Consider the following 21531-nt stretch of genomic DNA (forward strand, 5'->3'; position numbering starts at 1 on the left):
TCTCATTATAAAATTACAAATTGGAAGGATTTATTTCATGAGCAGGATTATTGCCCTTATTATATTATTGATCCCTGGTATTTTGGCCGCAGTGGGAATTAAATTAATGCGTGATATGACGTTCGGGATTCTTCAAGCACCATTCCCACATTTATGGCTCCAATTTCTTGCCGGATTAATCTTTTTTATTGGAGGACTTGGATTTGTTGCAGGATTCATTTTCTACCGTGACAGGAAAAGAAATAAAGTCCAAACTAGATTTAAAAATCCAAAATAAAAGAGGCCATGATTATGGTCTCTTTTCATATTGTTTTCTTATTCTTAATGCCTTAACAGGGTCATCTGTAATGAATGCTGTACAGTTAATATTAAAGAACCTGTGCATATCTGCGTCTTTATTAACTGTATAGGGACGTACGGCTATTCCATTTTCCATGGTATTGATAATAATATTATCAGACATGGACGAATGCTTGGGGTGAATTCCTCTTGCCCTAATGGATTGTGAGTAAATCCATGGCATATAGATACCTTCTATAAAAAGTGGTGCTGTTTCTATTTCTGGTGCTAAACGATAACTTAAAACTATACTATAATGATTAAAAGAAGATATAATAATTCTGTCCGATAAACCATACCTTCGAACTAGGTTTATCACCTTTTCTTCCATTCCTTCATAGGGGATCAATCCATTTTTAAGTTCAATGTTACAAACTAATTTGTTTGTTTTAAGCCATTCTAGAACTTCAGTTAAAGAAGGAATCGTCTCTTTTTTTAATCCTTTTTTATTGGCGTTAAGTTTTCTTATTTCTTTATATAATAAATCTTTAACAAATCCGGAACCTGTTGTTGTTCGATCGACTTTTTCATCATGAATAACGACAAGCTCGCCGTCTTTTGTTAATTGTACATCAAGCTCCAGCCCATCTGCTCCCGCTTTTTCTGCTTCCATAAATGCCCCCATCGTGTTTTCAGCAAATGAAGCAGAATAACCTCGGTGTGCAAAAATTTGTGTCATGTTTTCACTTCCTAACTAAGAAATGGAGGGTTACAAATGAAACCATTGCAATTATCACCTGAAACGGCATTAAAGCTTTCCCAAAAATTAAATGTTCCTCTTGAACAGCTTATGCACATGCCACAGCATATTCTTATTCAGAAACTTATGGAATTAGAAAAAGAAAAATAAATTGCTTCCAAATGAAAAAAAGCCTTCATTCATACAAATAATGAAGGCTTCTAATTATTTTACTGATCCTTTCAAGAAGCCTTATGCTCCAAACGTAGTTTATCAGCGACCATTGCGATAAATTCAGAATTTGTAGGCTTGGCTTTTGACATGCTTACCGTGTAGCCAAATAGGGATGAAATGGAGTCAATATTCCCTCGGCTCCATGCTACTTCAATAGCATGACGGATGGCCCGTTCAACACGGCTAGCAGTTGTATTATATTTTTTCGCAATGTCTGGATATAAAACTTTAGTGATCGAGCCAAGCAGCTCGATATCGTTATAAACCATCGAAATCGCTTCTCTTAAATATAAATATCCCTTAATATGTGCAGGAACACCAATTTCATGAATAATACTGGTAATGCTGGCATCTAGATTTTTGGGTTTTTGTTCGGATTGTGAACGATAATTGGTTGTTGGCGTCTTACGAGTGGTAAATAAATTACTGCTGCCGCTAACTTGTCTTATATGACTTCCTAAATTTTCCATATCAAATGGTTTTAGAATAAAGTAGGAAGCACCAAGTTCAACCGCCTTTTTTGTTACATCCTCCTGACCAAATGCTGTTAGCATAATTACATTAGGAAGAACTCCTTTTTTCAGTTCACGAAGACGTTCTAGTACAGCTAAACCATCAAGATGTGGCATGATAATATCTAATACGAGTACGTCAGGGTCAATATTGCTTAACATTTCTAGGCATTCCTGACCATTATGTGCAATTCCTACTACTTCCATATCATCCTGGGACGAAATATAGTCCTCTAATAATCCAACCAGTTCCCGATTGTCATCTACGACACATACTTTTATTTTTTTCAACTCCGGTTCCTCCTTAGCTCAACTCATAATCTCTATTTCAGTTTCTTACTATTATCATCTGTAGACTCTTAATTCTATTCTAAATTAGAAATTCGACAATGCAACAAAAAATCCTCTCATTTTTTTAATATTTCTTAAATTAGTGATAAAATCTTAACTTTTCTTTGTTTTTCTCTTCTTTTCGACGAAAATCGCATTTTTTCCAATATATTACTGATATTTGTCGAATAAACTTTACGCAAAGAAAAGAAGCAAAATAGGAAAGTTTACCTATTTTGCTTATCCATCAGCTTGCTTTATTCTTTGGCATTTCATATATGTTAATTCCGGCTTCATTAAGCATCCATTCAATATGCACCCCATAACCAGAGGTGGGATCATTGACAAAGACATGCGTCACTGCTCCGACAAGCTTTCCATCTTGAATAATGGGGCTTCCGCTCATACCCTGAACGATGCCGCCTGTTTTTTCAAGCAGTTTAGGATCGGTTACTTTTATGACCATGCCTTTTGTAGCCGGAAACTTTTGCGGGATTGTGCTAACAATTTCAATGTTAAATTCCTCTACCTTGTCATTATTTACAACAGTCAATATTTTTGCTGGTCCTTCTTTAACTTGATGGGATAAAGCAATAGGTAATGGTTTATCCAAAATTCCATTTTTTAAGTCCTTATTTAATTCACCAAAAATTCCAAACGGACTATTCTTCTTGATATTACCTACAATTTCACGGTCCGAAGAGAAACGCGCAAGCTTTTCGCCCGGATCTCCATTACTCCCTTTTTCAATCGATGTTACGGTTGATCTTACAATTTGACCATCTTCTACAACAATCGGCCTTTTTGTATCCATGTCTGAAATGACATGACCAAGGGCACCATATTTTTTAGATTGAGGATGAATAAAGGTCATGGTTCCTATCCCTGCAGCGCTATCTCTAATATACAAACCAAGCTTATAGCTGTTTTCCTCTCTATCCTTTAAAGGAGTTAGTTTCGTCTTAAATTTGCCGCTATCACGGCTGATCATCATGTCTAACGCTTTGCCGTTTTGACCTGCTGCTTGTACAAACGGGGCTACATCCGTCATCTTTTCGATTTTACTTCCATTGATTTCTGTGATAATATCTCCAACCTTAATTCCTGCGATTTCACCTGGAGATTTTTTCCCGTTTGTTGTATTAACTAAATGGTGGCCGACAACCAAAACGCCAACAGTATTTAATTTTACACCGATTGACTGGCCGCCTGGGATAACCCGAAAATCTTTTAAGACATTTACATCGACCTTTTTAATGGGGATACCTGCATATTCTAAAAGCATTTCACTTTTGCCTTTTTCCGTAGCATTTACCGAAACCGAATGTTTTTCCTCATTAACTGTAATATTTGAATTGTGAGAAACTAAAGCGGCTGTAACCGGGGCAGCCTTTTGAAATTTATAATCCTGTCCTTCAAATACAGTGATTGTTTTGGGGACACTTAAATATTGTTGCACTGGCTGAAAAAAGATTAGGCTGATTAATGAAACAAGGAGAATTCCACCAATAATTTTTCGAATTATCTCTAACTTCAAACTTTTCACTCTCCTCGCTTCTATTTGCTGCAACTAAAAATGGCTACATCTATAATTTTGCCTCCTTGACAATCATTTATAACTTCGTTCTACATAAAAAAGCTACCCGGATTGGATAGCTTTTCAATTTTTTTTATTTATTTCTGCTAATTGCAATAATTCCTCTGCATGCTGCTTTGTTAAATCGGTAATTTCCACCCCAGAAATCATCCGGCCTATCTCTTTAATTTTTTCTTCCAATTTCAATGGGGAAACAAAGGTTTTCGTTCTTCCACCTTTAATAATCTTGGAAATAAATAAATGAGTATCAGCCATAGCTGCTACCTGTGGCAAGTGTGAAATACATAAAACCTGGGAATCTGCTGTTACTTTATAAATTTTTTCAGCAATCGCTTGGGCCACTCTGCCACTTACTCCCGTATCAACCTCATCAAAAATAATCGAAGTAACGCCTTGATGTTTGGAAAAAATACTTTTTAAAGCAAGCATGATTCGGGACAACTCTCCTCCAGAAGCAACCTTCGACAATGGCTTTAATGGTTCTCCTGGATTGGTGCTGATATAAAACTCGACATGATCCACTCCAGTTTTAGAAAAGTGCTCAATGTCCGGTTCAAAGCGAATTTCAAAAACGGTTTTCGCCATATATAATTCTTTTAATTCTTTATGTATTAATTTTGTCAGCTTTTCTGCCCATTTCTTACGTATCTCAGTTAATTGTTTTGCTTCTAGTATCAAATCCTTCTTGATAGAAGCTAACTGCTTTTCCAATTCCCCAATATGTGTTTCTTTATTTTGCAGTGTTTCAATTTCTTCTTCAATTTTTGCGGCATACTCTAATATCTCATAAATTGTTTTGCCGTATTTTCGCTTTAGTTGATTAATTTCATTTAAGCGATCATCAATTTCAATTAGCCTTTGGGGATCATACTCTAATACATCCAGTTCATTTCTTAACGACCTTGCCGCGTCCTCTAGTTGATAAAAGCAATTTGAAACGGATTCAAATATTTCCTTATAGGCAATATCAAGGGAGGCAGCATCTTCAAGATTCCCCATTACCATCCCAATCCAATCGAGCCCCTTTTGTTCACCGTGTAAGGCCGTATAGCTTGATTGAATAGCCGCAAAAACTTTCTCGAAATTCCCAAGTTTCTTCTTTTCTTCGTATAAATCATCATCTTCTTGAGGCTTTAAATTCGCTTTTTGAATTTCATCTAATTGAAATAAAATTAAGTCAAGCCGATGAGCTGTTTGTTGGTCATTATCACTTAAAGCTTTAAGCTTTTGCCGGGTTTGTTCATACCGGCGGAATACATCTTGATATTCTTTCAGTGAGGCTTCTATTTCTTCAGAGCCAAATTGATCAAGTAATGGTAAATGCCAAGTTTCATCCATTAATTCTTGATGTTCATGCTGGCCATGTATATCAACGAGCGTCGCACCTATTTCACGAAGTGTAGAAATTGTAACAAGCTTTCCGTTAATACGGCATACGCTTTTACCGGATTTGGCAATATCACGCCGGAGAATGACCATCCCTTCTTCGATGTCGATCCCGAATTCCATCGCTTTCAAAAACACAGGATGTTGTCCGTCATCTATTTGAAAAAGCCCTTCAATTTCTGCCTTTTCTTCACCATGACGCACAAATTCTGCTGACCCCCTCCCACCAACAAGGAGATGAATCGCATCAATGATTATCGATTTACCAGCACCAGTTTCTCCTGTTAATACTGTTAAGCCTTTTTGAAAGGAAATCGTTAAGTTTTCAATTATAGCAAAATTTTTGATTGACAGTTCTGCTAACAAGGAACACTCCCCCAATTACAGCATATCAAGGAACCGATTCGTTATTACCTCAGTATCTTCCGGTGTACGGCAAATAATAAGCATCGTATCATCACCGCAAATGGTTCCCAGTATTTCGTCCCAATCCAAATTATCGATTAAGGCGCCAATAGCCATGGCGTTACCTGGCAGACACTTCATAACGAGTAAATGTCCTGCCGAATCGATCCGAACAAATGCGTCAATTAAAGATCTTTTTAGTTTTTGTAATGGATTAAATCTTTGATCAGCTGGAAGGCTATATTTATAGCGTCCATCACTTAAAGGCACTTTTACAAGATGTAATTCTTTAATATCTCGAGAGACGGTAGCCTGCGTTACATTATAGCCTGCGCTTTTAAGTTCATCAACTAACTCATCTTGTGTTTCAATATCATTTGTGGCAATTATCTCTCTGATCTTAATATGGCGTTGCCCTTTATTCATTACTTTCACCTCTTAGTCGTAGAACAACTGAGTATTTTGTTCTAATATGTCGTATCTACTCATATGTTAGCCGATATTTCTTTGCTTGTACATTTTTTTCTTAATAAATATACAATGAAATACAAAAAAAAGGTAAGCCCTGCCTACCTTTTATTCTTGCTTTGTATGAAATTCTATATGGGCTTTCTTCACGACGTCAATAGGGGAAATTGGTAATTGATTAACCCCCGCTTCACGTTCTCCCTCCCATTTCAGATGAAGAAGAAACTCAATGTTTCCATCTCCCCCGGTTATAGGAGAGTACGACAAGTTCACAATTGTAAATCCATGTTGTATAGAAAAATGAATAATTTTGTCGATTACCTGAAGGTGAACTTTTTCATCTCGAACAATCCCTTTTTTACCGACCTGTTCTCTTCCAGCCTCAAATTGAGGCTTTATTAGAGCAATAATATCACTACCTGGCACTAAAAGTGTCTTTAGCACGGGTAATATTAAGGTTAATGATATAAATGATACATCAATGGAGGCAAAATTCGGCATTTCTCCGCTCAAATCTGCAGGTGTCACATACCGAAAATTGGTTCTTTCCATAACAATAACACGGTCATCTTGACGAAGTTTCCATGCAAGCTGATTGTAGCCGACATCAAGTGCATAAGACATCTTAGCACCATTTTGCAAAGCACAATCCGTGAATCCCCCAGTTGATGCACCAATGTCCAAGAGAACTTTGTCATGGATATTAACCTCAAAAGTTTTTAATGCCTTTTCGAGCTTCAATCCTCCGCGACTGACATATGGGAGTATATTCCCTTTTATATTTAGTGGAATGTCTGTTTTAACTTTTTCACCAGGTTTATCCAAACGTTCTTCATTGGTATAAACTAAGCCAGCCATGACAGCCCTTTTAGCCTTTTCTCGTGTTTCAATTAATCCTCGTTCCACAAGTAAAACATCTAATCGTTCTTTATTTTTCATTATTTAAGCCCTTTGTTGTTTTTTTCGTGCAAGAATGGAAATTCGTTTCACTACTTCCTCAGTGGTTAAACCTATTTCTTCAAGTAATGAACCGACATCCCCATGCTCGATAAATTGATCTGGAATTCCGATTCTGTCAATTTGCGATTGATAAAAGCCTTGTTCTTGAGCATACTCAAGAACAGCACTTCCAAATCCACCCTGTAGGATTGCTTCTTCGATGGTAAGGATTGGCATATTTTTTTCCAAAAGCTGCGAAAGCATTTTTTCATCCAAAGGTTTAATAAAGCGAGCATTTATAACCTTTACAGATATCCCCAGTTTCTCAAGTTTCTGGGCTGCCTCAATTGCCATAGGAATCGTTGTTCCAAAGGTTAAAATGGCTGCGTCTTCTCCTTCTCTGATTACTTCCCAAGAACCAATCGGAATATTATGCAAGGCCTCATCCATTGGGACTCCAAGTCCATTACCACGCGGGAACCTTAAAGCAATTGGTCCCTCATCATAATTTAAAGCTGTGTATACCATATGCTGCCCTTCATTTTCATCCTTCGGCATCATAAGCACGATATTGGGAACATGTCTTAAAAAGGCAATATCGAATACACCTTGGTGTGTTTCACCATCAGCTCCTACTAAACCAGCGCGGTCAATCCCAATGAACACATTTAAATTTTGCCGGCAGATATCATGGACAACTTGATCATAGGCCCTTTGCAGGAAGGTTGAATAGATCGCTAAGAAAGGCTTCATATTTTGCGTTGCCAATCCTGCCGCAACAGTTGCTGCATGCTGCTCTGCAATCCCTACATCATACATTCGATCAGGGAACTCACTGGCAAAGCCCTCAAGCTTGGATCCGACGGGCATCGCTGGAGTTATGGCAACAATTCGTTGATCTTCACGAGCAAGCCTGCGAACAGTTTCACTTATTAAACTGCTCCAAGCAGGTGGCTGTTTTTTATCAGGTTTGACAAAGGCTCCTGTATCCATCTTGTATGGACCCGTTCCATGCCATGTGCCTGTTTTATCACTTTCGGCAGGATGATAGCCTTTCCCTTTCTTTGTGATCACATGAAGGAGTACTGGGCCTTCTGTTTTTTTGGCATAGCTAAGGCTTTCAAACAGATTTTCAAAATTATGACCATCAATCGGTCCTAAATATGTAAAACCAAGTTCCTCAAAAAACATGCCAGACACAAATAAATATTTAAGGCTGTCTTTTACCCGTTCTGCCGTAGCGGCTAATTTCCCACCAACTGCAGGAACCTTTTTTAACAACACTTCCAATTCATCTTTGACCCATTGATATTTACCAGCAGTCCGTAATTGACCAAGGATATTATGCAAGGCACCAACATTCGGAGCTATGGACATTTCATTATCGTTTAAAATAACAATCATATCCTTTTTCTCATGTCCGATATGATTTAGCGCTTCTAAAGCCATCCCACCTGTTAATGCACCATCACCAATAACAGGAACAACAAATGATTTTTCCTTTTTTAAATCTCTTGCTATCGCCATTCCCATGGCTGCAGAAAGAGAGGTTGAACTATGCCCTGTTTCCCAAACATCATGTTCGCTCTCAATACGTTTTGGAAAACCGCAAAGCCCTTTAAATTGTCTTAATGTATCAAATTCACATGCCCTACCCGTTAAAATCTTATGAACATAAGATTGATGACCCACATCCCAAATAATTTTATCGGTTGGGCTGTTAAAGCATTTATGTAGGGCAATCGTTAATTCTACTACACCTAAATTCGGTCCAATATGGCCTCCAGTCACAGATAACTTCTCGATCAAGAATTGTCGAATTTCCTGACTTAAAGCCTCCAGTTCTTTGTTAGTCATCCTTTTTAAGAAGGATGGGTCTTTTATTGATAACAGATCCATTTTTGGACCACTCACTTTCATATCATTCTAATAAGAAAAGCGCAAGGCGCCCGTCTATCGGCGACAAGCACAAGACGAGCCGGCCGAAAGGTAGTTCTTTAACCTTTTGGACGGATTGGCTTGTGACCTCGAGCCGATGGCGCCTGAAGCTGGACAATTCTCGAAGTCGAATTTAAATTCACTTTTAAAAATGCCGCTAACACGAAAGTGATAACGGCATTGACAACGTTTTCTACACATTGAAAACAATTATAACATACTTATTTCGCTGCCTCAAATAACCGTTCGTTAGTGGTCTCTTGAAGCAACTAAATCCGTTATTTCCATTAGTAATTTCGTATTTAAACCTGTCTTTTCCAAATATTCTTTTGACAGATTAATTTGCATTTGTAAAGCATCTCTTGCTCCATCTAGAGATAGTAATTGAGGATAGGTGCTTTTTTGATTGGTTGTATCACTGCCTACAGGCTTGCCAATCAAATGCTCGTTCCCAACCACATCAAGAATATCATCTTGGATTTGAAAAGCAAGACCAAGATGATGAGCAAAGGCTGATAAATCTTCTATTTGACAATGTTTTGCACCAGCTAAAATGGCACCAGCTAAAACACTGAAACGGAGAAGTTTTCCAGTTTTATGAATATGTATATATTCAAGTTCCTCTAGTGAGAGTGCTTTTTTTTCTCCCTCCATGTCGGCTACTTGACCGCCCACCATTCCTTCTGTTCCAGCGGCTTTTGCCATTTCTACCGTTAACTTTAGCTTTGTCTCTGGTGCAGCATTTTCGTTAGGAATATTCCCCATCACCTCGAAGCTGTAGGTTAATAATGCATCCCCAGCCAGTATTGCTATTGCGTCACCAAATACTTTATGATTAGTAGGCTTACCTCTTCGAAGATCGTCATTATCCATACTTGGAAGGTCATCATGGATTAAGGAATAAGTATGAATCATTTCGATTGCCGCTGCTGCTAAAAGCCCTTTTCTTGGGTCCAATCCGAAGGCATCCATGGTTGCAAATAATAATAATGGACGTATTCTTTTTCCACCTGCTTCAAGGGAATAGATCATGGATTCTTTAATGATCGAAGGAGCATTAAGCTTTTCAACCAGAGATTTAAGCTCATTCTCTAGCAGCTTTTTATATTCTTGTGAAAATGCATCTAATAAACCGGTTTCCAAGTCTATTCCTCCTCAGCAATGGAAAAGTTCTCGGTACGTCCATCCTCCGTAATAATTTGGGTTAGCTGTTCTTCAACACTTTTTAATTTATCATGACATAATTTGGATAGTTCCATACCTTCTTTATAGAAGAGAATTGCCTCTTCTAATGGAACATCACCTTCTTCAAGTTTATCGACAATTTGCTCAAGCTTTGTCATTGCTTCTTCAAAGGATATTTTTTTATCATTCGCCACTTCTTTCGCTCTCCTTTATGTTCTCCACTTTACAGTATAGGCTGCCATCTGTTAATTGAATCTGAACTTGTTCATTTACTTTAACTTGCTGAATGCTTTTTACAAGGTGATTGTCCTGTGAATAAGCCAAACTATAGCCGCGTTCCATAATTTTTAAAGGACTTAATGCCCGTAAGGTTGAAATAACACGATCAAAATCATTTTGCTTTTTTGATAAGACTTTGAGCATGGCTCTGTTCATCTCTTTTTGAATGCGATCTAATCTTTTATTAGCTTCAACTAATGCCTCGCTTGGATGATTTCGCTGTAAGCGTTTAAAAAGGAGTTCAAACTGTCCCATTTTATTACTAGTCACCCGGGAACTCCCGCGAACGAGCATTTCTGTCAGCTTGTCAACTTGCTCTAGTTTTTGTTCATATAAACGGTGTGGGTAGCGAAAGGCATAGGATTTTTGAACCCGGCTTAACCGTTCTTTTTCGAAACGATATTTTTCCTGCATCGCCCTTAGCAATCGGGTTTGTCGCTGCAGCACCCTCTCCATTAATTCTTCAATATGCGGAACAGCAAGTTCAGCTGCACCCGTTGGAGTCGGGGCCCGCAGGTCAGCAACAAAATCTGCAATGGTAAAATCTGTTTCGTGTCCCACAGCAGAAATAATCGGGATCCGTGATTGATGGATTGCTCTTGCAACAAGTTCCTCGTTAAATGCCCAAAGTTCCTCGATTGAACCGCCCCCACGACCGACAATCAAGACATCAATTTCGTTCATATTATTCGCTTTTTCAATGGCTTTTGCAATGGAAGGGGCAGCATTATCTCCTTGAACGAGGGCAGGAAGAACAAGGATCTTAACAATGGGATATCTCCTTTTTATAGTGGTAATGACATCCCTAATAGCTGCTCCAGTTGGGGAAGTAATGATTCCGACTGTTTTTGGAAATAACGGCAGGCTCTTTTTTGCTTCTTGCGCAAACAATCCCTCAGCCTCAAGCCTTTGTTTTAATTGCTCGTATGCTAAAAACAATTCTCCAATTCCGTCTGGCTGCATCGCTTTAATATAAATTTGATATTGACCACTTGGTTCGTAAACCGTGATATCACCTTTTATTATTACTTTCATACCATTTTCAGGAGAAAACTTCATCAACCTGGAATGGCTGGAGAACATAACGGCAAGGATTCGGGCTTTTTCATCTTTTAGAGTAAAATACATATGTCCGCTTGAATGCTGTTTAAAATTTGAAATTTCCCCTCTAACATGAATATCACGTAAATGTGGATCCGCATCAAATTTTCTTTTTATGTATTTGGTTAAAGCATTCACAGATAAATATCTTTGTTCCTGCATAGCGACTCCTTTTTTAATAAGGCTCTGTTAAATTTGGCTGTTGATTTTCGCTCCAGGCGTTCGCTTTCCGCGGGCGTGCAGGAGTCGAACGCCTTCCACTCCAATCAACAGAGTATAAAAAACAACAATATTGTTTAACAGAGCCTTTAATAAAAGAATAAAACTGTCCTTATCTAAGATAAGGACAGATCCTGCTTATCAATCGGAAATGCTTTCAGAAGCCGATTTTAATGTATTGTACATAAGCATTGTAATTGTCATTGGACCTACTCCCTTTGGAACTGGAGTGATGTATCCTGCTTTTTCGCTGACTTCATTGAACGCAACATCTCCACAAAGCTTACCTTCTTCATTGCGGTTCATACCGACATCGATAACAACTGCACCTTCTTTTACTTGTTCTGCTTTGATGAAATTGGCAATTCCAACAGCAGCAATTAATATATCAGCTTGAGTGGTATGTTTGGTTAAATCCTTTGTTTTGGAGTGGCAGTAGGTTACGGTTGCATTTTTGTTTAAAAGCAGTTGGCCTACTGGCTTTCCAACAATATTACTTCTTCCAACAACCACTACATGCTTTCCTTCTATGCTAATACCTGATTCTTCGAGGAGCACCAAAATACCATATGGAGTACAAGGTAAAAATGCATTCTGACCTGTCATCATTCGTCCGATGTTAATCGGATGGAACCCATCAACATCTTTTAATGGAGAAATAGATTCAATTACCCGTTTTTCATCAATATGTTTTGGAATTGGTAATTGCACCAAAATACCATGGATGGAAGGATCCCCGTTTAATTCTTCAATTTTTGAAAGCAATTCTTCTTCAGAAACATCTTCTGACATTTTAATTAGTAGGGAGTTCATGCCAAGTTCTTCACATGCTTTTTGTTTGTTTTTCACATATGTACGGGATGCATCGTTATTTCCAACAAGAATAACGGCCAGTCCTGGGGTAACTCCCTTGCTTTTTAGTTTTTCAACCTCTTCAGCAATTTCTAATCGTTTCTTCGCAGCAATTTCTTTTCCATTAATAATTTCAGCGGTCATTTTCCTTCTCTCCCCTTCTCCTTGAGAAATCCCAATCAATTTAATTGTTAAGAAGTTTTTCTTTAACCTTTGAAAGAACACCATTAATAAACTTGCTTGATTGGTCATCTCCAAATATTTTTGCTATCTCTATTGCTTCATCTAAAATAACGTTTTCCGGAACTTCAGAACGGAAAAACTTCAGTTCAAAAACTGCTATTCTAAGTAAGTTCCGATCAACGGTAGCCAGTCGGTCAATTGTCCATTTTTCAAGGTTTTCACTAATTAATTGGTCAATCTCAGCTTTGTGTTCAACCACGCCTAATACGAGGTTTGATAAATATTCGTCGCCTGCCTCTTCTTCCAAAACGTGTTCGATAGCGGATGTTGGTTCACTATTACTAACATCGATTTGAAAAAGCGCCTGCAATGCTTTTTCCCTAGCTGTTCTTCTTTTCATTATACCTTTAACTCCTTTAGAGATATTAAGTAATTTTTGTCTATTTTTTATACATGATTATAGTATTAAGGTAATCGTGAATCCTTACACATAAAATGATAATAGCATAACTAAAAACGATTCGCACTTTAAGGAAGACATTTTTCTATTTTGCAAGCGTTTTTATTTTAAAAAGGCTACATTATACATGGTTGTTGATCTCCGTTCCAGGCACTTCGCTTTCCGCGGGCGGTTCGGCGAGCCTCCTCGTCGCTACGCTCCTGCGGGGTCTCCCCTGCCCCGTACTCCCGCAGGAGTCTTCGTGCCTTCCGCTCCAATCAACATGGTTTTATAAATTTAACACAGCCAATTTTAAAAAACAGAAAAAAAACCAAAGGAAGCGCTCCTTTGGTTTATTATTTATACTTCTGAATCGATTTCAGGCTCAATTTTTTGCGATTCAAATTGGATTCCAACGACATGGATGTTTACTTCTTCTGCATCCAAAGCCGTCATATTAAGCAGCGCCTGACGAATATTATCTTGAATCTTCCCAGCAACAGTTGGAATGGATACGCCAAACTTCATTAAACAATAGACATCTACTTTTATTCCCGATTCGGTTAGCTCTACTTTAACGCCTTTGCCGTGGTTTTTTTTCCCTAACCGTTCTACTACACCAGTAGCAAAATTTCCACGCATGCCAGCAACGCCGTCCACCTCAGATGCCGCAATTCCAGCAATTACCTCGATGACTTCAGGAGCAATTTCAATTTTCCCATGGCTATTATTCCCTTGTTCCATTTCCAAGATACTAAATTCACTCATCTAAAACACCTCCAGAATTTAGACTGATTTCATCACATCATGTAATTCTAAGAATTTTGTATTAAACTGGCCTTCAACGAATTTTTCGTGCTCTAGCAGTTTTAAATGGAACGGGATGGTTGTGTGAATACCTTCCACAACAAACTCACTTAAAGCACGCTTCATCCTTGAAATGGCCTCTTCCCTGCTGCTTCCATATGTGATCACTTTCGCAATCATTGAATCGTAATATGGCGGAATTGTATATCCAGGATACGCTGCTGAATCAATGCGAACGCCTAGACCGCCAGGAGGTAGGTACATTTTGATTTTTCCTGCGGAAGGAAGAAAATTCTTTTCCGGATTCTCGGCATTAATCCGACACTCGATTGCCCACCCAGTGAAGGTGACATCCTGCTGTTTTAAAGATAATTTTTCGCCGCTGGCCACACGGATTTGTTCCTTGATAAGATCGGTTCCAGTGACCATTTCAGTAACAGGGTGTTCCACCTGTATCCTAGTGTTCATCTCCATAAAATAAAACTTTCGATTGCGGTAGTCATAGATAAATTCTACCGTGCCGGCACCTGAATAATCAACCGCCTTCGCCGCTTTTACAGCAGCATTTCCCATTTCTGTGCGAATTTCGCCATCTAATGCAGGTGAAGGCGTTTCTTCGAGAAGCTTTTGAAGTCTGCGCTGAATCGAACAATCACGTTCTCCTAAATGGATGGTGTTCCCATAGTTATCAGCAAGCACCTGAATTTCGACATGACGAAAATCCTCAATATATTTTTCAATATAAACGCCGGGATTTCCGAAAGCAGTTAACGCTTCCTGCTGGGTAATATTGATTCCTTTTATCAATTCTTGCTCATTTTTAGCAACACGGATTCCTTTACCGCCTCCGCCTGCTGTTGCTTTAATAATGACTGGATACTCAATTTTTTTTACTAATTCAAGGGCCTCATCGATATCATTGATGATTCCAGTTGAACCAGGGACAATTGGAACATTTGCTTCCCGCATCGTTTCCCTTGCGATATCCTTTGTGCCCATTTTGGTTATGGCCTCAGGACTAGGTCCAACAAAGGTAATATTACATTCGCGACATAACTCTGCAAAATCCGCATTTTCAGCTAAGAAACCATATCCTGGGTGAATGGCATCGCAAGCTGTTAGTTTCGCAACACTAATTATGTTGGTTACATTTAAATAACTGTCTTTTGATGAAGTTGGTCCAATGCAGTATGCTTCATCAGCAAGCTGGACATGTAAAGCTTCTCGGTCTGCTTCAGAAAATACTGCAACTGATTCAATCCCCATTTCTCTGCATGCCCTAATAATCCTGACCGCAATTTCCCCTCTGTTTGCAATTAACAGTTTTTTGATCATCCTGTTACCGCTCCTTATTCAGGCTTTACTAAAAATAAAGGCTGTCCATATTCTACTAACTGGCCGTTCTTCACAAGAACCTCAACAATTTCACCGTTTACTTCAGCTTCAATTTCGTTAAATAGTTTCATCGCCTCAACGATACAAACAATCGAATCCTTCGAAACCTTTGCGCCTACTTTTACATAAACATCAGCATCTGGTGTTGGCGAAGAATAAAAGGTTCCAACCATTGGTGATGTAATCTTGTGTAAATTAGTTGTATCAGCTTGAACTGCTTCTGTTTTTGGAGCCGCTTGTTTTATTTCTTCAACAACGGCTGCAGGCACACTAGCTGCAGGAATCTGTTGAACAGGAGCAGCCATTGGTGCAATCGCCTGTGCAACTGGTTGTACGGACGTAATTACCTGAGCACCATTCTTTTTCATTTTAATTTTAGAACCGTCTATTTCATAAACAAATTCATCAATACTAGACTGGTCAACTAATTTAATCAATTCGCGAATTTCTTGTACTTTTAACATTATGTAACACCCCTTGTACTACTTTAATTAGGACTTACTACTAATACTATACGATACTACCTCATAAAAGTTCAACAATCTATATCTGTTGGTAAATTGAATTTTAAGAGATTGATTCAATACAAATGATTATTTTTCCCTATTTTAATTGAATTAAACCACTAAAAAAGGAAGTTTAGGCTTTGGTACATGTCTGTTGATTGGCGCTCCAGGCACTTCGCTTTCCGCGGGCGTGCCGGGGAGCCTCCAGGACCTCCCCGCGGAAAGCGAGTGCCCGGAGCGGAAATCAACAGGCCCAATTGCAGGAACAAACTTTAAATTTGGTATTTTTGATTCTGACATCAAAAAAAATTGCCGAGAAAAACACCCTTTCTCGACAATCTGAAAGGAAAGTCCTTCGACTTTCCTTTTAACATCATTTATTTCGCAGGCTGGAAGGTTACTGCTACAAAATTGGTATCACCAATTTCTTTTTTCACTTCTTTGATGATTTTATTTGCTTCAGCAGCACTATGTTTCTTTGTGGATTTAACGGTTACCCTTACTTTTTCTCCATCTGCTCTGACAAGAACATCGTCATAGCCCATGGTTTTAATTAAGGTTTCAAGAATTTCTTCTTTTTGAGCTGTTTGCGTCAACTTATCCATTTGATCCTTTGCTTTACTTCGTTCATCTGGAGTAAGATCAGTGGAGGCAAGGATTGCCGTTAATCTCTCTTTCTCTTCACTTCGTGAATCTTCAAGCTTCATCCGCAATTCTTCAAAAGCAGAATCCCCGGCAATGGAAGAAACAACAGTTTTTCCATCCTTTGCTTCGGTCTTAGGTTTTTCCTTCTTTTGATCCATTTGATCTTTCGGATTTTGTTGAACAGCAGTAAGGTCATTTCTCTTTTGTTCTGGTGAAGTAATGTAATACACTGATAAGACAACCACTAAACTCAACATTGTTAATAACCAAACCGTTTGTTTTTTCAATAGCATTATTAAAATCCCCCTTTTATTTTTTAGGCATAACAGCAACTCTGTGGCTTGGAACCCCCAAGACCCGCGTCACTGCTTCTACAATCCATTTTTTCACCTCTATATTGCCTGCTCCCTTGGCTACTACTAGGACCCCTCGAATATCAGGTTTTTTCGTTTCCACAACAACCGGAACTTCTTTTTCTCCATTTCGGATGATGACTAGTTGTTCATCTGATGAGGTTTCCTGAACTTTTCTCTGTCCGCCTTCACGATCTGTTTCGTCCGTTGTTTGCGTTTTTGAAACATTATTTTTTTCCAAAATCTTTTTATCTGTTGAATCAATATTTACAACAACAGTAACATCGTCTACCCCTAACATTTCCTGAAGAGCTTTCTTGAGCTGATTTTCATATTTTTCTTCATATTCAGCTATTGCCTTATTACCAGTACTTTTATTTAGACCAAATGCCGGCACATCACTGGATTCACTCTTATTATTTGTTGCAGCTGGTACATTTGAAGCATTAGAGCTCGGCTTAAAGACGATGTTTCCAACGAGCATAAAGGCTGCACCGATGCAGAGGACGAGAAGCATATATTGATATTTGCCTGGTTTTTTATCGGATTTATCTTCCAATTTGAGCCACTTTTTCAACCATGTTAATGGTCCTTTGTTGTTGTTATCCATTCTTTTTATTGATCCCCCCTTCAATCGAAACTTCAACTGTTTTTTCTTTTACATTCCATTTTTGCGATAGAAATGCGGCTACTTTTTCAGTTTCTTCTGTTGATTTTTGAGATGGAAGAGGAGTTTCTGTGTTAATTTCTATTTGTTTAATCGCTTCGACTGTCTTCACTTTTGTTTCTGGCTGCTTCAGAAGAACCATAACCTTTTGGAGGTTTTCAGGGAATGCTAGATCGCTTTCTTCGTTTATCGCTATATCGATTTTTGCTATCTCCAATCCGTATTGTTCCATCAACTCCTCCTTAACGTCCTTTTTCAGTCGGACAGCCATTTCTTCTAAAATATATGCATGCTGGGAGGCTTGTATTTCTTTTTTCTTTAAATCTATTGAATTTTTCATATTTTTTTCTCCAGGAGCTTGATATGAAGGGATTGAGCCCAATGCTGTTTCGAAGTCCTTGGAAATTAATTTAAAGATTGGGGTTAGAATTATAGCGATTAACAGCAATCCCGTTACCATTTTTGTATATTTTTGCATACTTGAATTTGGAAGGAGCATGTCGATAACCGTTGCTAAAAGGATAAAAAGGATAATATTCGTTACCCATTCTTTTAAAAAGTCCATTTCTTTTGGGGCCCTCCTATCTCATCATCATCGTTAAATTACCAGCTGCGACGATGACGGTAATACTTAAAAAGAACATAAGGGATACGATGCCAAGTGCGGCAAAGACATAGATCACACTTTTGCTGATAATGTCCAGGCATTTAATAACCGGCCCCCCACCTAATGGCTGAAGAATAGCGGCTGCAAACTTATAAATGAAAGCAATCATTAAGATTTTAATAGCTGGAAAAGCGACAATGATTAATAGGATTGCTACCCCGGCAATGCCGACCGTATTTTTTAAAAGTACGGACGCACTAACGACCGTATCTGTTGCGTCCGTGAACATTCTGCCGATTACAGGAATGAAATTCCCTGTGACAAATTTTGCCGTTCTTATTGTTACTCCATCCGTTACTGCTGCAGAAGCACCTTGTACAGAGATAACGCCTAAAAATACGGTTAGAAATAGCCCCATTAACCCAATGCTCCAGTTCCTTAAGAGAGCCGCTAATTGTGACACTTTATATTGTTCAGACATCGTGCTGACAATGCTAAGCAATGTGCCTAAAAAAAGCAGTGGCAGGATAATATATTGCATGAATAATCCGCTCATATTCATTAAAAATAATATGACTGGATGGAAGAATGCAGCTGAAACAAGCCCACCCGATGCGGCAATCAATGCTAGCAGAAGCGGGACAAGTGCTAGGATGAAAGATGTCATTGTTCCAATCGCTTCATTGGTATAATTAATGGCGATATGAAAACTATTGAGAGCTAGTATGACCAGCACCATATAAACAATAGAGTAAGCAACCTTGCTTATGGCGCTCTGCTCAAATGCATTTTGCATGGATTGGAGAAACATGCTAAAAATGGTCAGTAAGATTAATGATCCAAGTAATTTCCCGTTTGCAACAAATTCATGGAAGGCAAACTTCAGTACTCCCTGTCCCCATTGTTTAAATGAGAACTTTTTTTCACCACTTACAAAATCATACAAACTTCCCTTTTGGCTTTCCGGCAGGAATCCTCCATATTTATTGGAAATATCCTCCCAATATTGTTTAAGTTCGGTTAAATCCAATGATTTAAGCTGTTCGTCAACCAATGCCTGAGGTGAAATTGTGGCAGCTGGGTCTTTAGATTCTTCGGCAGCTTGGACACTTGGAATAAATAAAAAGGAGAATAAGAGAATGATAATAGGAATAATCTGCAGCCTAGCCTTCAATTTTTACACCTCATTAGCTCGGAATTAGTTTGATAATGGTTTCGATCAGAACTGTCAGAATCGGTATCGCCATGGCGAGTATGATAATTTTTCCTGCTAACTCAATCTTTGATGCCAACGCTCCTTGTCCCGCATCCTTGGTGATTTGCGAAGCAAATTCTGCTATATAGGCAATGCCAATTATTTTTAAAATGGTTTCAACATAAACCAAATTTACTTTTGCATTGACGGCCAATTTTTCCAGCATATGAATAATTTCATAAATTTTATCTACTAAAAAAAGAAAAATGGTACAACCGACAAAGACGATTAAAAGGAAGGCAAAATTAGGTTTCTGCTCCTTTACAATTAAAGCAAGAAAGGTTGCAACAAGAGCTACGCCGATAATTTTGATGATTTCAATGGCAGAGCCCCCCTTTCTATTGAAACAAGAATACTGATTTTATTTTCTGGAAGAGATCATCGACGATCGAAGCGACCTGAAATAAGATGTAAATAAATCCGAAAAGGGTAACCCATTGGGCATATTCCTTTTTTCCAACCTGATCAAGTACTGTATGCAAAAACGCAACAACTATCCCTACGCCGGCTATTTTAAAAATAATATCCACTTCTAAGCCCATTGCTTTTCCCCCTAAAATAATAAAATAATCAGTAACAATCCCGATAGGAACCCGAGACTCTTTACCATTTTTTCGTATTTCGCCTGTGCTTGAATAGCGTCTGCTTCTTCTCTTTCAAGATGCGAAAGAGTAAGCAATATATGCTTCTGCTGGGAAAAGCGGTCATGACGGCCAAGGGTTTCCCCGAATTGCTTCATAATTTCAAATTCTCCCTGTTTTAATGCCGTTGACTTCCATATTTCTTTTAAACTTGTTTCCCAAGCCTCTTTTACTGTTGTTTCTGTGTCAGTCAATTTCTTGGCAAAGCTATCAAAAAATGCGGAAAGCGGCTTCGATAACTGTGCTGCTAATCTTCTTGCTGCCTCATGCAATGGGGTATGACTATACATGATTTCAGCCTCAAGTGATTGCAGAGCAGTTCTTAAAGCTCGAAGCTGTTTGGGCCGTTCACTAAAATGCCGGGCTGCCTCAAAACCAATGACTGTGGTTGCAACAATTATGAATATGGCACCGATCAACTTAACCATTTATGTCACACTCACTTTTTGTTTCAATTCTTTACCAGTTTCATCCAAGATATGGGTAATGGTACCCGGACCGCTTTTTCTGCTGAGGATCACAAACCGTTCGAAAATTCTTTGATCTAGGATTTCCTTTAATGAAGGTCTACTTCTTATCTCTTCCATGCTCGTCCCATGTGTAGTCATAATAAGTTTTATTCCGGCATGAACGGCCTCCTGAATGGCTTCCGCATCCTCTTTCCTGCCAATTTCATCGACGATTAGAACTTCTGGGCTCATTGAACGAATCATCATCATCATTCCTTCTGCCTTCGGGCAAGCATCTAACACGTCTAGCCGGTGACCAAAGGTCAATTGGGGAACTCCGTTCACACATCCAGCAATTTCACTACGTTCATCGACAATTCCTACTTTATTTGCCTCGATGTCTTTTGAGCGAATCCCAGATGATATGATTCTTGCCAAATCTCGGAGCAGGGTGGTCTTTCCTGTTTGCGGTGGTCCGATAACCATCGTATGCATCCAATTCCCATTATAAAGAAAGGGAATCATTGGATCGGCAATCCCTATCTTTTCCTTGGCGATCCGAATATTAAAAGACGCTATATCTCTAATTGCCTTGACCTTTCCCTCTTCAAGAATAACTTTGCCTGCAAGCCCAATCCGGTGTCCGCCAGAGACGGTTATATACCCTCGTTTGAGTTCCTCTTCAAGTGTATAAATGGAAAATTGACTAATTTTATTCATTAGGTGGAAAGCATCATCAGGCTGGATGACATACGATAAGAATTTGGGTGCACCCTTCATCGTAATTTCAATTGGCCGATTAATACGAATCCGAATTTCTTCCAATTCTTCTTTTTGATCAGGAGGGATTTGTTTGATTAGGCCGGCAATATTTTTGGGTAAAAAGTTTAGGATTGTTTCCACAAAAAGCTTCCTCCTCTTTAATGCCTGTCTCATTATTTAAAATGTATGCCTGCTAAAACACATTATGACTTTCAAATCTGTCAAAATATGTTTTGAATCTATTAATATTTGGAACATTTTTGTAGGGATATCGTATTTTATAGAAAAGCTCTGTTAAACTAGTCTGTTGATTTCCGCTCCAGACGCTTCGCTTTCCGCGGGCGTGCTGGGGAGCCTCC

The 21531-nt window shown here is 38.6% G+C and carries 25 protein-coding genes; 2 read left to right on the forward strand and 23 right to left on the reverse strand.

Annotated elements, in window-relative coordinates; all coding sequences use genetic code 11:
• The first annotated feature begins 37 nt into the window (after positions 1-37).
• Positions 38-277 (forward strand): DUF2627 domain-containing protein, encoded by a 240-nt coding sequence (locus tag ABES02_RS25970; protein ID WP_430140661.1) that lies wholly within the window; start codon positions 38-40, stop codon positions 275-277.
• A gap of 12 nt (positions 278-289) precedes the next feature.
• Here the strand turns inward: ABES02_RS25970 and ABES02_RS25975 are convergent, their stop codons facing one another.
• Positions 290-1018, reverse strand: coding sequence for a glycerophosphodiester phosphodiesterase (locus tag ABES02_RS25975; protein ID WP_430140662.1), 729 nt, complete (start codon positions 1016-1018; stop codon positions 290-292).
• 36 nt (positions 1019-1054) lie between these two features.
• Between ABES02_RS25975 and ABES02_RS25980 the strand changes: the two genes are divergently transcribed.
• Entirely contained in the window at positions 1055-1189 is a 135-nt protein-coding gene (locus tag ABES02_RS25980; protein ID WP_430140663.1) for a YycC family protein, read from the forward strand.
• Between the two features lie 71 nt (positions 1190-1260).
• Here ABES02_RS25980 and spo0A read toward each other — a convergent pair whose 3' ends face one another.
• The 22 genes from spo0A to spoIIIAA all read right to left on the reverse strand — a co-directional run bounded on the left by spo0A (position 1261) and on the right by spoIIIAA (position 21313).
• Positions 1261-2055 (reverse strand): sporulation transcription factor Spo0A, encoded by a 795-nt coding sequence (gene spo0A, locus ABES02_RS25985; protein ID WP_430140664.1) that lies wholly within the window; start codon positions 2053-2055, stop codon positions 1261-1263.
• A gap of 286 nt (positions 2056-2341) precedes the next feature.
• Positions 2342-3640 carry a SpoIVB peptidase gene (gene spoIVB, locus ABES02_RS25990; protein WP_430140665.1) on the reverse strand — a complete coding sequence of 433 codons (1299 nt, stop codon included), beginning with the start codon at positions 3638-3640 and terminating at the stop codon, positions 2342-2344.
• Positions 3641-3754: 114 nt separating this feature from the next.
• Positions 3755-5443, reverse strand: a complete 1689-nt coding sequence (gene recN, locus ABES02_RS25995) for a DNA repair protein RecN (RefSeq protein ID WP_430140666.1) — start codon at positions 5441-5443, stop codon at positions 3755-3757.
• 15 nt (positions 5444-5458) lie between these two features.
• A complete protein-coding gene (gene ahrC, locus ABES02_RS26000; protein WP_430140667.1) occupies positions 5459-5908 on the reverse strand; it encodes a transcriptional regulator AhrC/ArgR in 450 nt (149 codons plus the stop codon).
• A gap of 150 nt (positions 5909-6058) precedes the next feature.
• A complete protein-coding gene (locus tag ABES02_RS26005; RefSeq protein WP_430140668.1) occupies positions 6059-6889 on the reverse strand; it encodes a TlyA family RNA methyltransferase in 831 nt (276 codons plus the stop codon).
• Positions 6890-6892: 3 nt separating this feature from the next.
• A complete protein-coding gene (dxs, locus tag ABES02_RS26010) occupies positions 6893-8788 on the reverse strand; it encodes a 1-deoxy-D-xylulose-5-phosphate synthase (RefSeq protein ID WP_430140669.1) in 1896 nt (631 codons plus the stop codon).
• Between the two features lie 288 nt (positions 8789-9076).
• Positions 9077-9970, reverse strand: coding sequence for a polyprenyl synthetase family protein (locus ABES02_RS26015; protein WP_430140670.1), 894 nt, complete (start codon positions 9968-9970; stop codon positions 9077-9079).
• A gap of 2 nt (positions 9971-9972) precedes the next feature.
• Entirely contained in the window at positions 9973-10206 is a 234-nt protein-coding gene (locus tag ABES02_RS26020; protein ID WP_430140671.1) for an exodeoxyribonuclease VII small subunit, read from the reverse strand.
• Entirely contained in the window at positions 10196-11554 is a 1359-nt protein-coding gene (xseA, locus tag ABES02_RS26025) for an exodeoxyribonuclease VII large subunit (protein WP_430140672.1), read from the reverse strand. Before xseA ends, ABES02_RS26020 begins: the two co-directional genes overlap by 11 nt.
• 198 nt (positions 11555-11752) lie before the next feature.
• On the reverse strand, positions 11753-12607 hold the full coding sequence (folD, locus tag ABES02_RS26030; RefSeq protein WP_430140673.1) for a bifunctional methylenetetrahydrofolate dehydrogenase/methenyltetrahydrofolate cyclohydrolase FolD: 855 nt from the start codon (positions 12605-12607) through the stop codon (positions 11753-11755).
• 40 nt (positions 12608-12647) lie between these two features.
• Complete coding sequence (gene nusB / locus ABES02_RS26035) at positions 12648-13046, reverse strand: transcription antitermination factor NusB (protein ID WP_430140674.1); 399 nt, start codon at positions 13044-13046, stop codon at positions 12648-12650.
• Positions 13047-13445: 399 nt separating this feature from the next.
• A complete protein-coding gene (locus tag ABES02_RS26040; protein ID WP_430140675.1) occupies positions 13446-13853 on the reverse strand; it encodes an Asp23/Gls24 family envelope stress response protein in 408 nt (135 codons plus the stop codon).
• Positions 13854-13871: 18 nt separating this feature from the next.
• Positions 13872-15227, reverse strand: a complete 1356-nt coding sequence (gene accC, locus ABES02_RS26045) for an acetyl-CoA carboxylase biotin carboxylase subunit (protein ID WP_430140676.1) — start codon at positions 15225-15227, stop codon at positions 13872-13874.
• Between the two features lie 14 nt (positions 15228-15241).
• On the reverse strand, positions 15242-15751 hold the full coding sequence (gene accB / locus ABES02_RS26050) for an acetyl-CoA carboxylase biotin carboxyl carrier protein (RefSeq protein WP_430140677.1): 510 nt from the start codon (positions 15749-15751) through the stop codon (positions 15242-15244).
• A gap of 419 nt (positions 15752-16170) precedes the next feature.
• Complete coding sequence (locus tag ABES02_RS26055; RefSeq protein ID WP_430140678.1) at positions 16171-16731, reverse strand: SpoIIIAH-like family protein; 561 nt, start codon at positions 16729-16731, stop codon at positions 16171-16173.
• A gap of 16 nt (positions 16732-16747) precedes the next feature.
• Positions 16748-17401, reverse strand: a complete 654-nt coding sequence (spoIIIAG, locus tag ABES02_RS26060) for a stage III sporulation protein AG (protein WP_430140679.1) — start codon at positions 17399-17401, stop codon at positions 16748-16750.
• A complete protein-coding gene (gene spoIIIAF / locus ABES02_RS26065; RefSeq protein WP_430140680.1) occupies positions 17394-18023 on the reverse strand; it encodes a stage III sporulation protein AF in 630 nt (209 codons plus the stop codon). Before spoIIIAF ends, spoIIIAG begins: the two co-directional genes overlap by 8 nt.
• A gap of 16 nt (positions 18024-18039) precedes the next feature.
• Positions 18040-19239, reverse strand: coding sequence for a stage III sporulation protein AE (spoIIIAE, locus tag ABES02_RS26070; RefSeq protein WP_430140681.1), 1200 nt, complete (start codon positions 19237-19239; stop codon positions 18040-18042).
• A gap of 13 nt (positions 19240-19252) precedes the next feature.
• Complete coding sequence (gene spoIIIAD / locus ABES02_RS26075) at positions 19253-19642, reverse strand: stage III sporulation protein AD (protein ID WP_430140686.1); 390 nt, start codon at positions 19640-19642, stop codon at positions 19253-19255.
• 16 nt (positions 19643-19658) lie between these two features.
• Entirely contained in the window at positions 19659-19862 is a 204-nt protein-coding gene (spoIIIAC, locus tag ABES02_RS26080; protein ID WP_007084610.1) for a stage III sporulation protein AC, read from the reverse strand.
• A gap of 11 nt (positions 19863-19873) precedes the next feature.
• Complete coding sequence (gene spoIIIAB, locus ABES02_RS26085) at positions 19874-20389, reverse strand: stage III sporulation protein SpoIIIAB (RefSeq protein WP_430140682.1); 516 nt, start codon at positions 20387-20389, stop codon at positions 19874-19876.
• Positions 20390-21313 (reverse strand): stage III sporulation protein AA, encoded by a 924-nt coding sequence (gene spoIIIAA, locus ABES02_RS26090; protein WP_430140683.1) that lies wholly within the window; start codon positions 21311-21313, stop codon positions 20390-20392.
• Positions 21314-21531: the final 218 nt, after the last annotated feature.

The organism is Neobacillus pocheonensis (genome assembly GCF_050477905.1).
GTDB classification, from domain to species: domain Bacteria; phylum Bacillota; class Bacilli; order Bacillales; family Cytobacillaceae; genus Neobacillus; species Neobacillus pocheonensis_A.

Excerpts from the sequence above, each read along its gene's own strand:
- nusB (WP_430140674.1), bottom strand. The coding sequence starts at position 13,046 with ATGAAAAGAAGAACAGCTAGGGAAAAAGCATTGCAGGCGCTTTTTCAA.
- ahrC (WP_430140667.1), bottom strand. The coding sequence starts at position 5,908 with ATGAATAAAGGGCAACGCCATATTAAGATCAGAGAGATAATTGCCACA.
- xseA (WP_430140672.1), bottom strand. The coding sequence starts at position 11,554 with ATGCAGGAACAAAGATATTTATCTGTGAATGCTTTAACCAAATACATA.
- accC (WP_430140676.1), bottom strand. The coding sequence starts at position 15,227 with ATGATCAAAAAACTGTTAATTGCAAACAGAGGGGAAATTGCGGTCAGG.
- folD (WP_430140673.1), bottom strand. The coding sequence starts at position 12,607 with ATGACCGCTGAAATTATTAATGGAAAAGAAATTGCTGCGAAGAAACGA.
- ABES02_RS26005 (WP_430140668.1), bottom strand. The coding sequence starts at position 6,889 with ATGAAAAATAAAGAACGATTAGATGTTTTACTTGTGGAACGAGGATTA.
- spoIIIAB (WP_430140682.1), bottom strand. The coding sequence starts at position 20,389 with ATGGTTAAGTTGATCGGTGCCATATTCATAATTGTTGCAACCACAGTC.
- ABES02_RS25980 (WP_430140663.1), top strand. The coding sequence starts at position 1,055 with ATGAAACCATTGCAATTATCACCTGAAACGGCATTAAAGCTTTCCCAA.
- spoIIIAF (WP_430140680.1), bottom strand. The coding sequence starts at position 18,023 with ATGGACTTTTTAAAAGAATGGGTAACGAATATTATCCTTTTTATCCTT.
- dxs (WP_430140669.1), bottom strand. The coding sequence starts at position 8,788 with ATGGATCTGTTATCAATAAAAGACCCATCCTTCTTAAAAAGGATGACT.
- accB (WP_430140677.1), bottom strand. The coding sequence starts at position 15,751 with ATGTTAAAAGTACAAGAAATTCGCGAATTGATTAAATTAGTTGACCAG.
- spoIIIAG (WP_430140679.1), bottom strand. The coding sequence starts at position 17,401 with ATGGATAACAACAACAAAGGACCATTAACATGGTTGAAAAAGTGGCTC.
- ABES02_RS25975 (WP_430140662.1), bottom strand. The coding sequence starts at position 1,018 with ATGACACAAATTTTTGCACACCGAGGTTATTCTGCTTCATTTGCTGAA.
- ABES02_RS26055 (WP_430140678.1), bottom strand. The coding sequence starts at position 16,731 with ATGCTATTGAAAAAACAAACGGTTTGGTTATTAACAATGTTGAGTTTA.
- ABES02_RS26040 (WP_430140675.1), bottom strand. The coding sequence starts at position 13,853 with ATGAGTGAATTTAGTATCTTGGAAATGGAACAAGGGAATAATAGCCAT.
- spoIIIAC (WP_007084610.1), bottom strand. The coding sequence starts at position 19,862 with ATGGGCTTAGAAGTGGATATTATTTTTAAAATAGCCGGCGTAGGGATA.
- ABES02_RS25970 (WP_430140661.1), top strand. The coding sequence starts at position 38 with ATGAGCAGGATTATTGCCCTTATTATATTATTGATCCCTGGTATTTTG.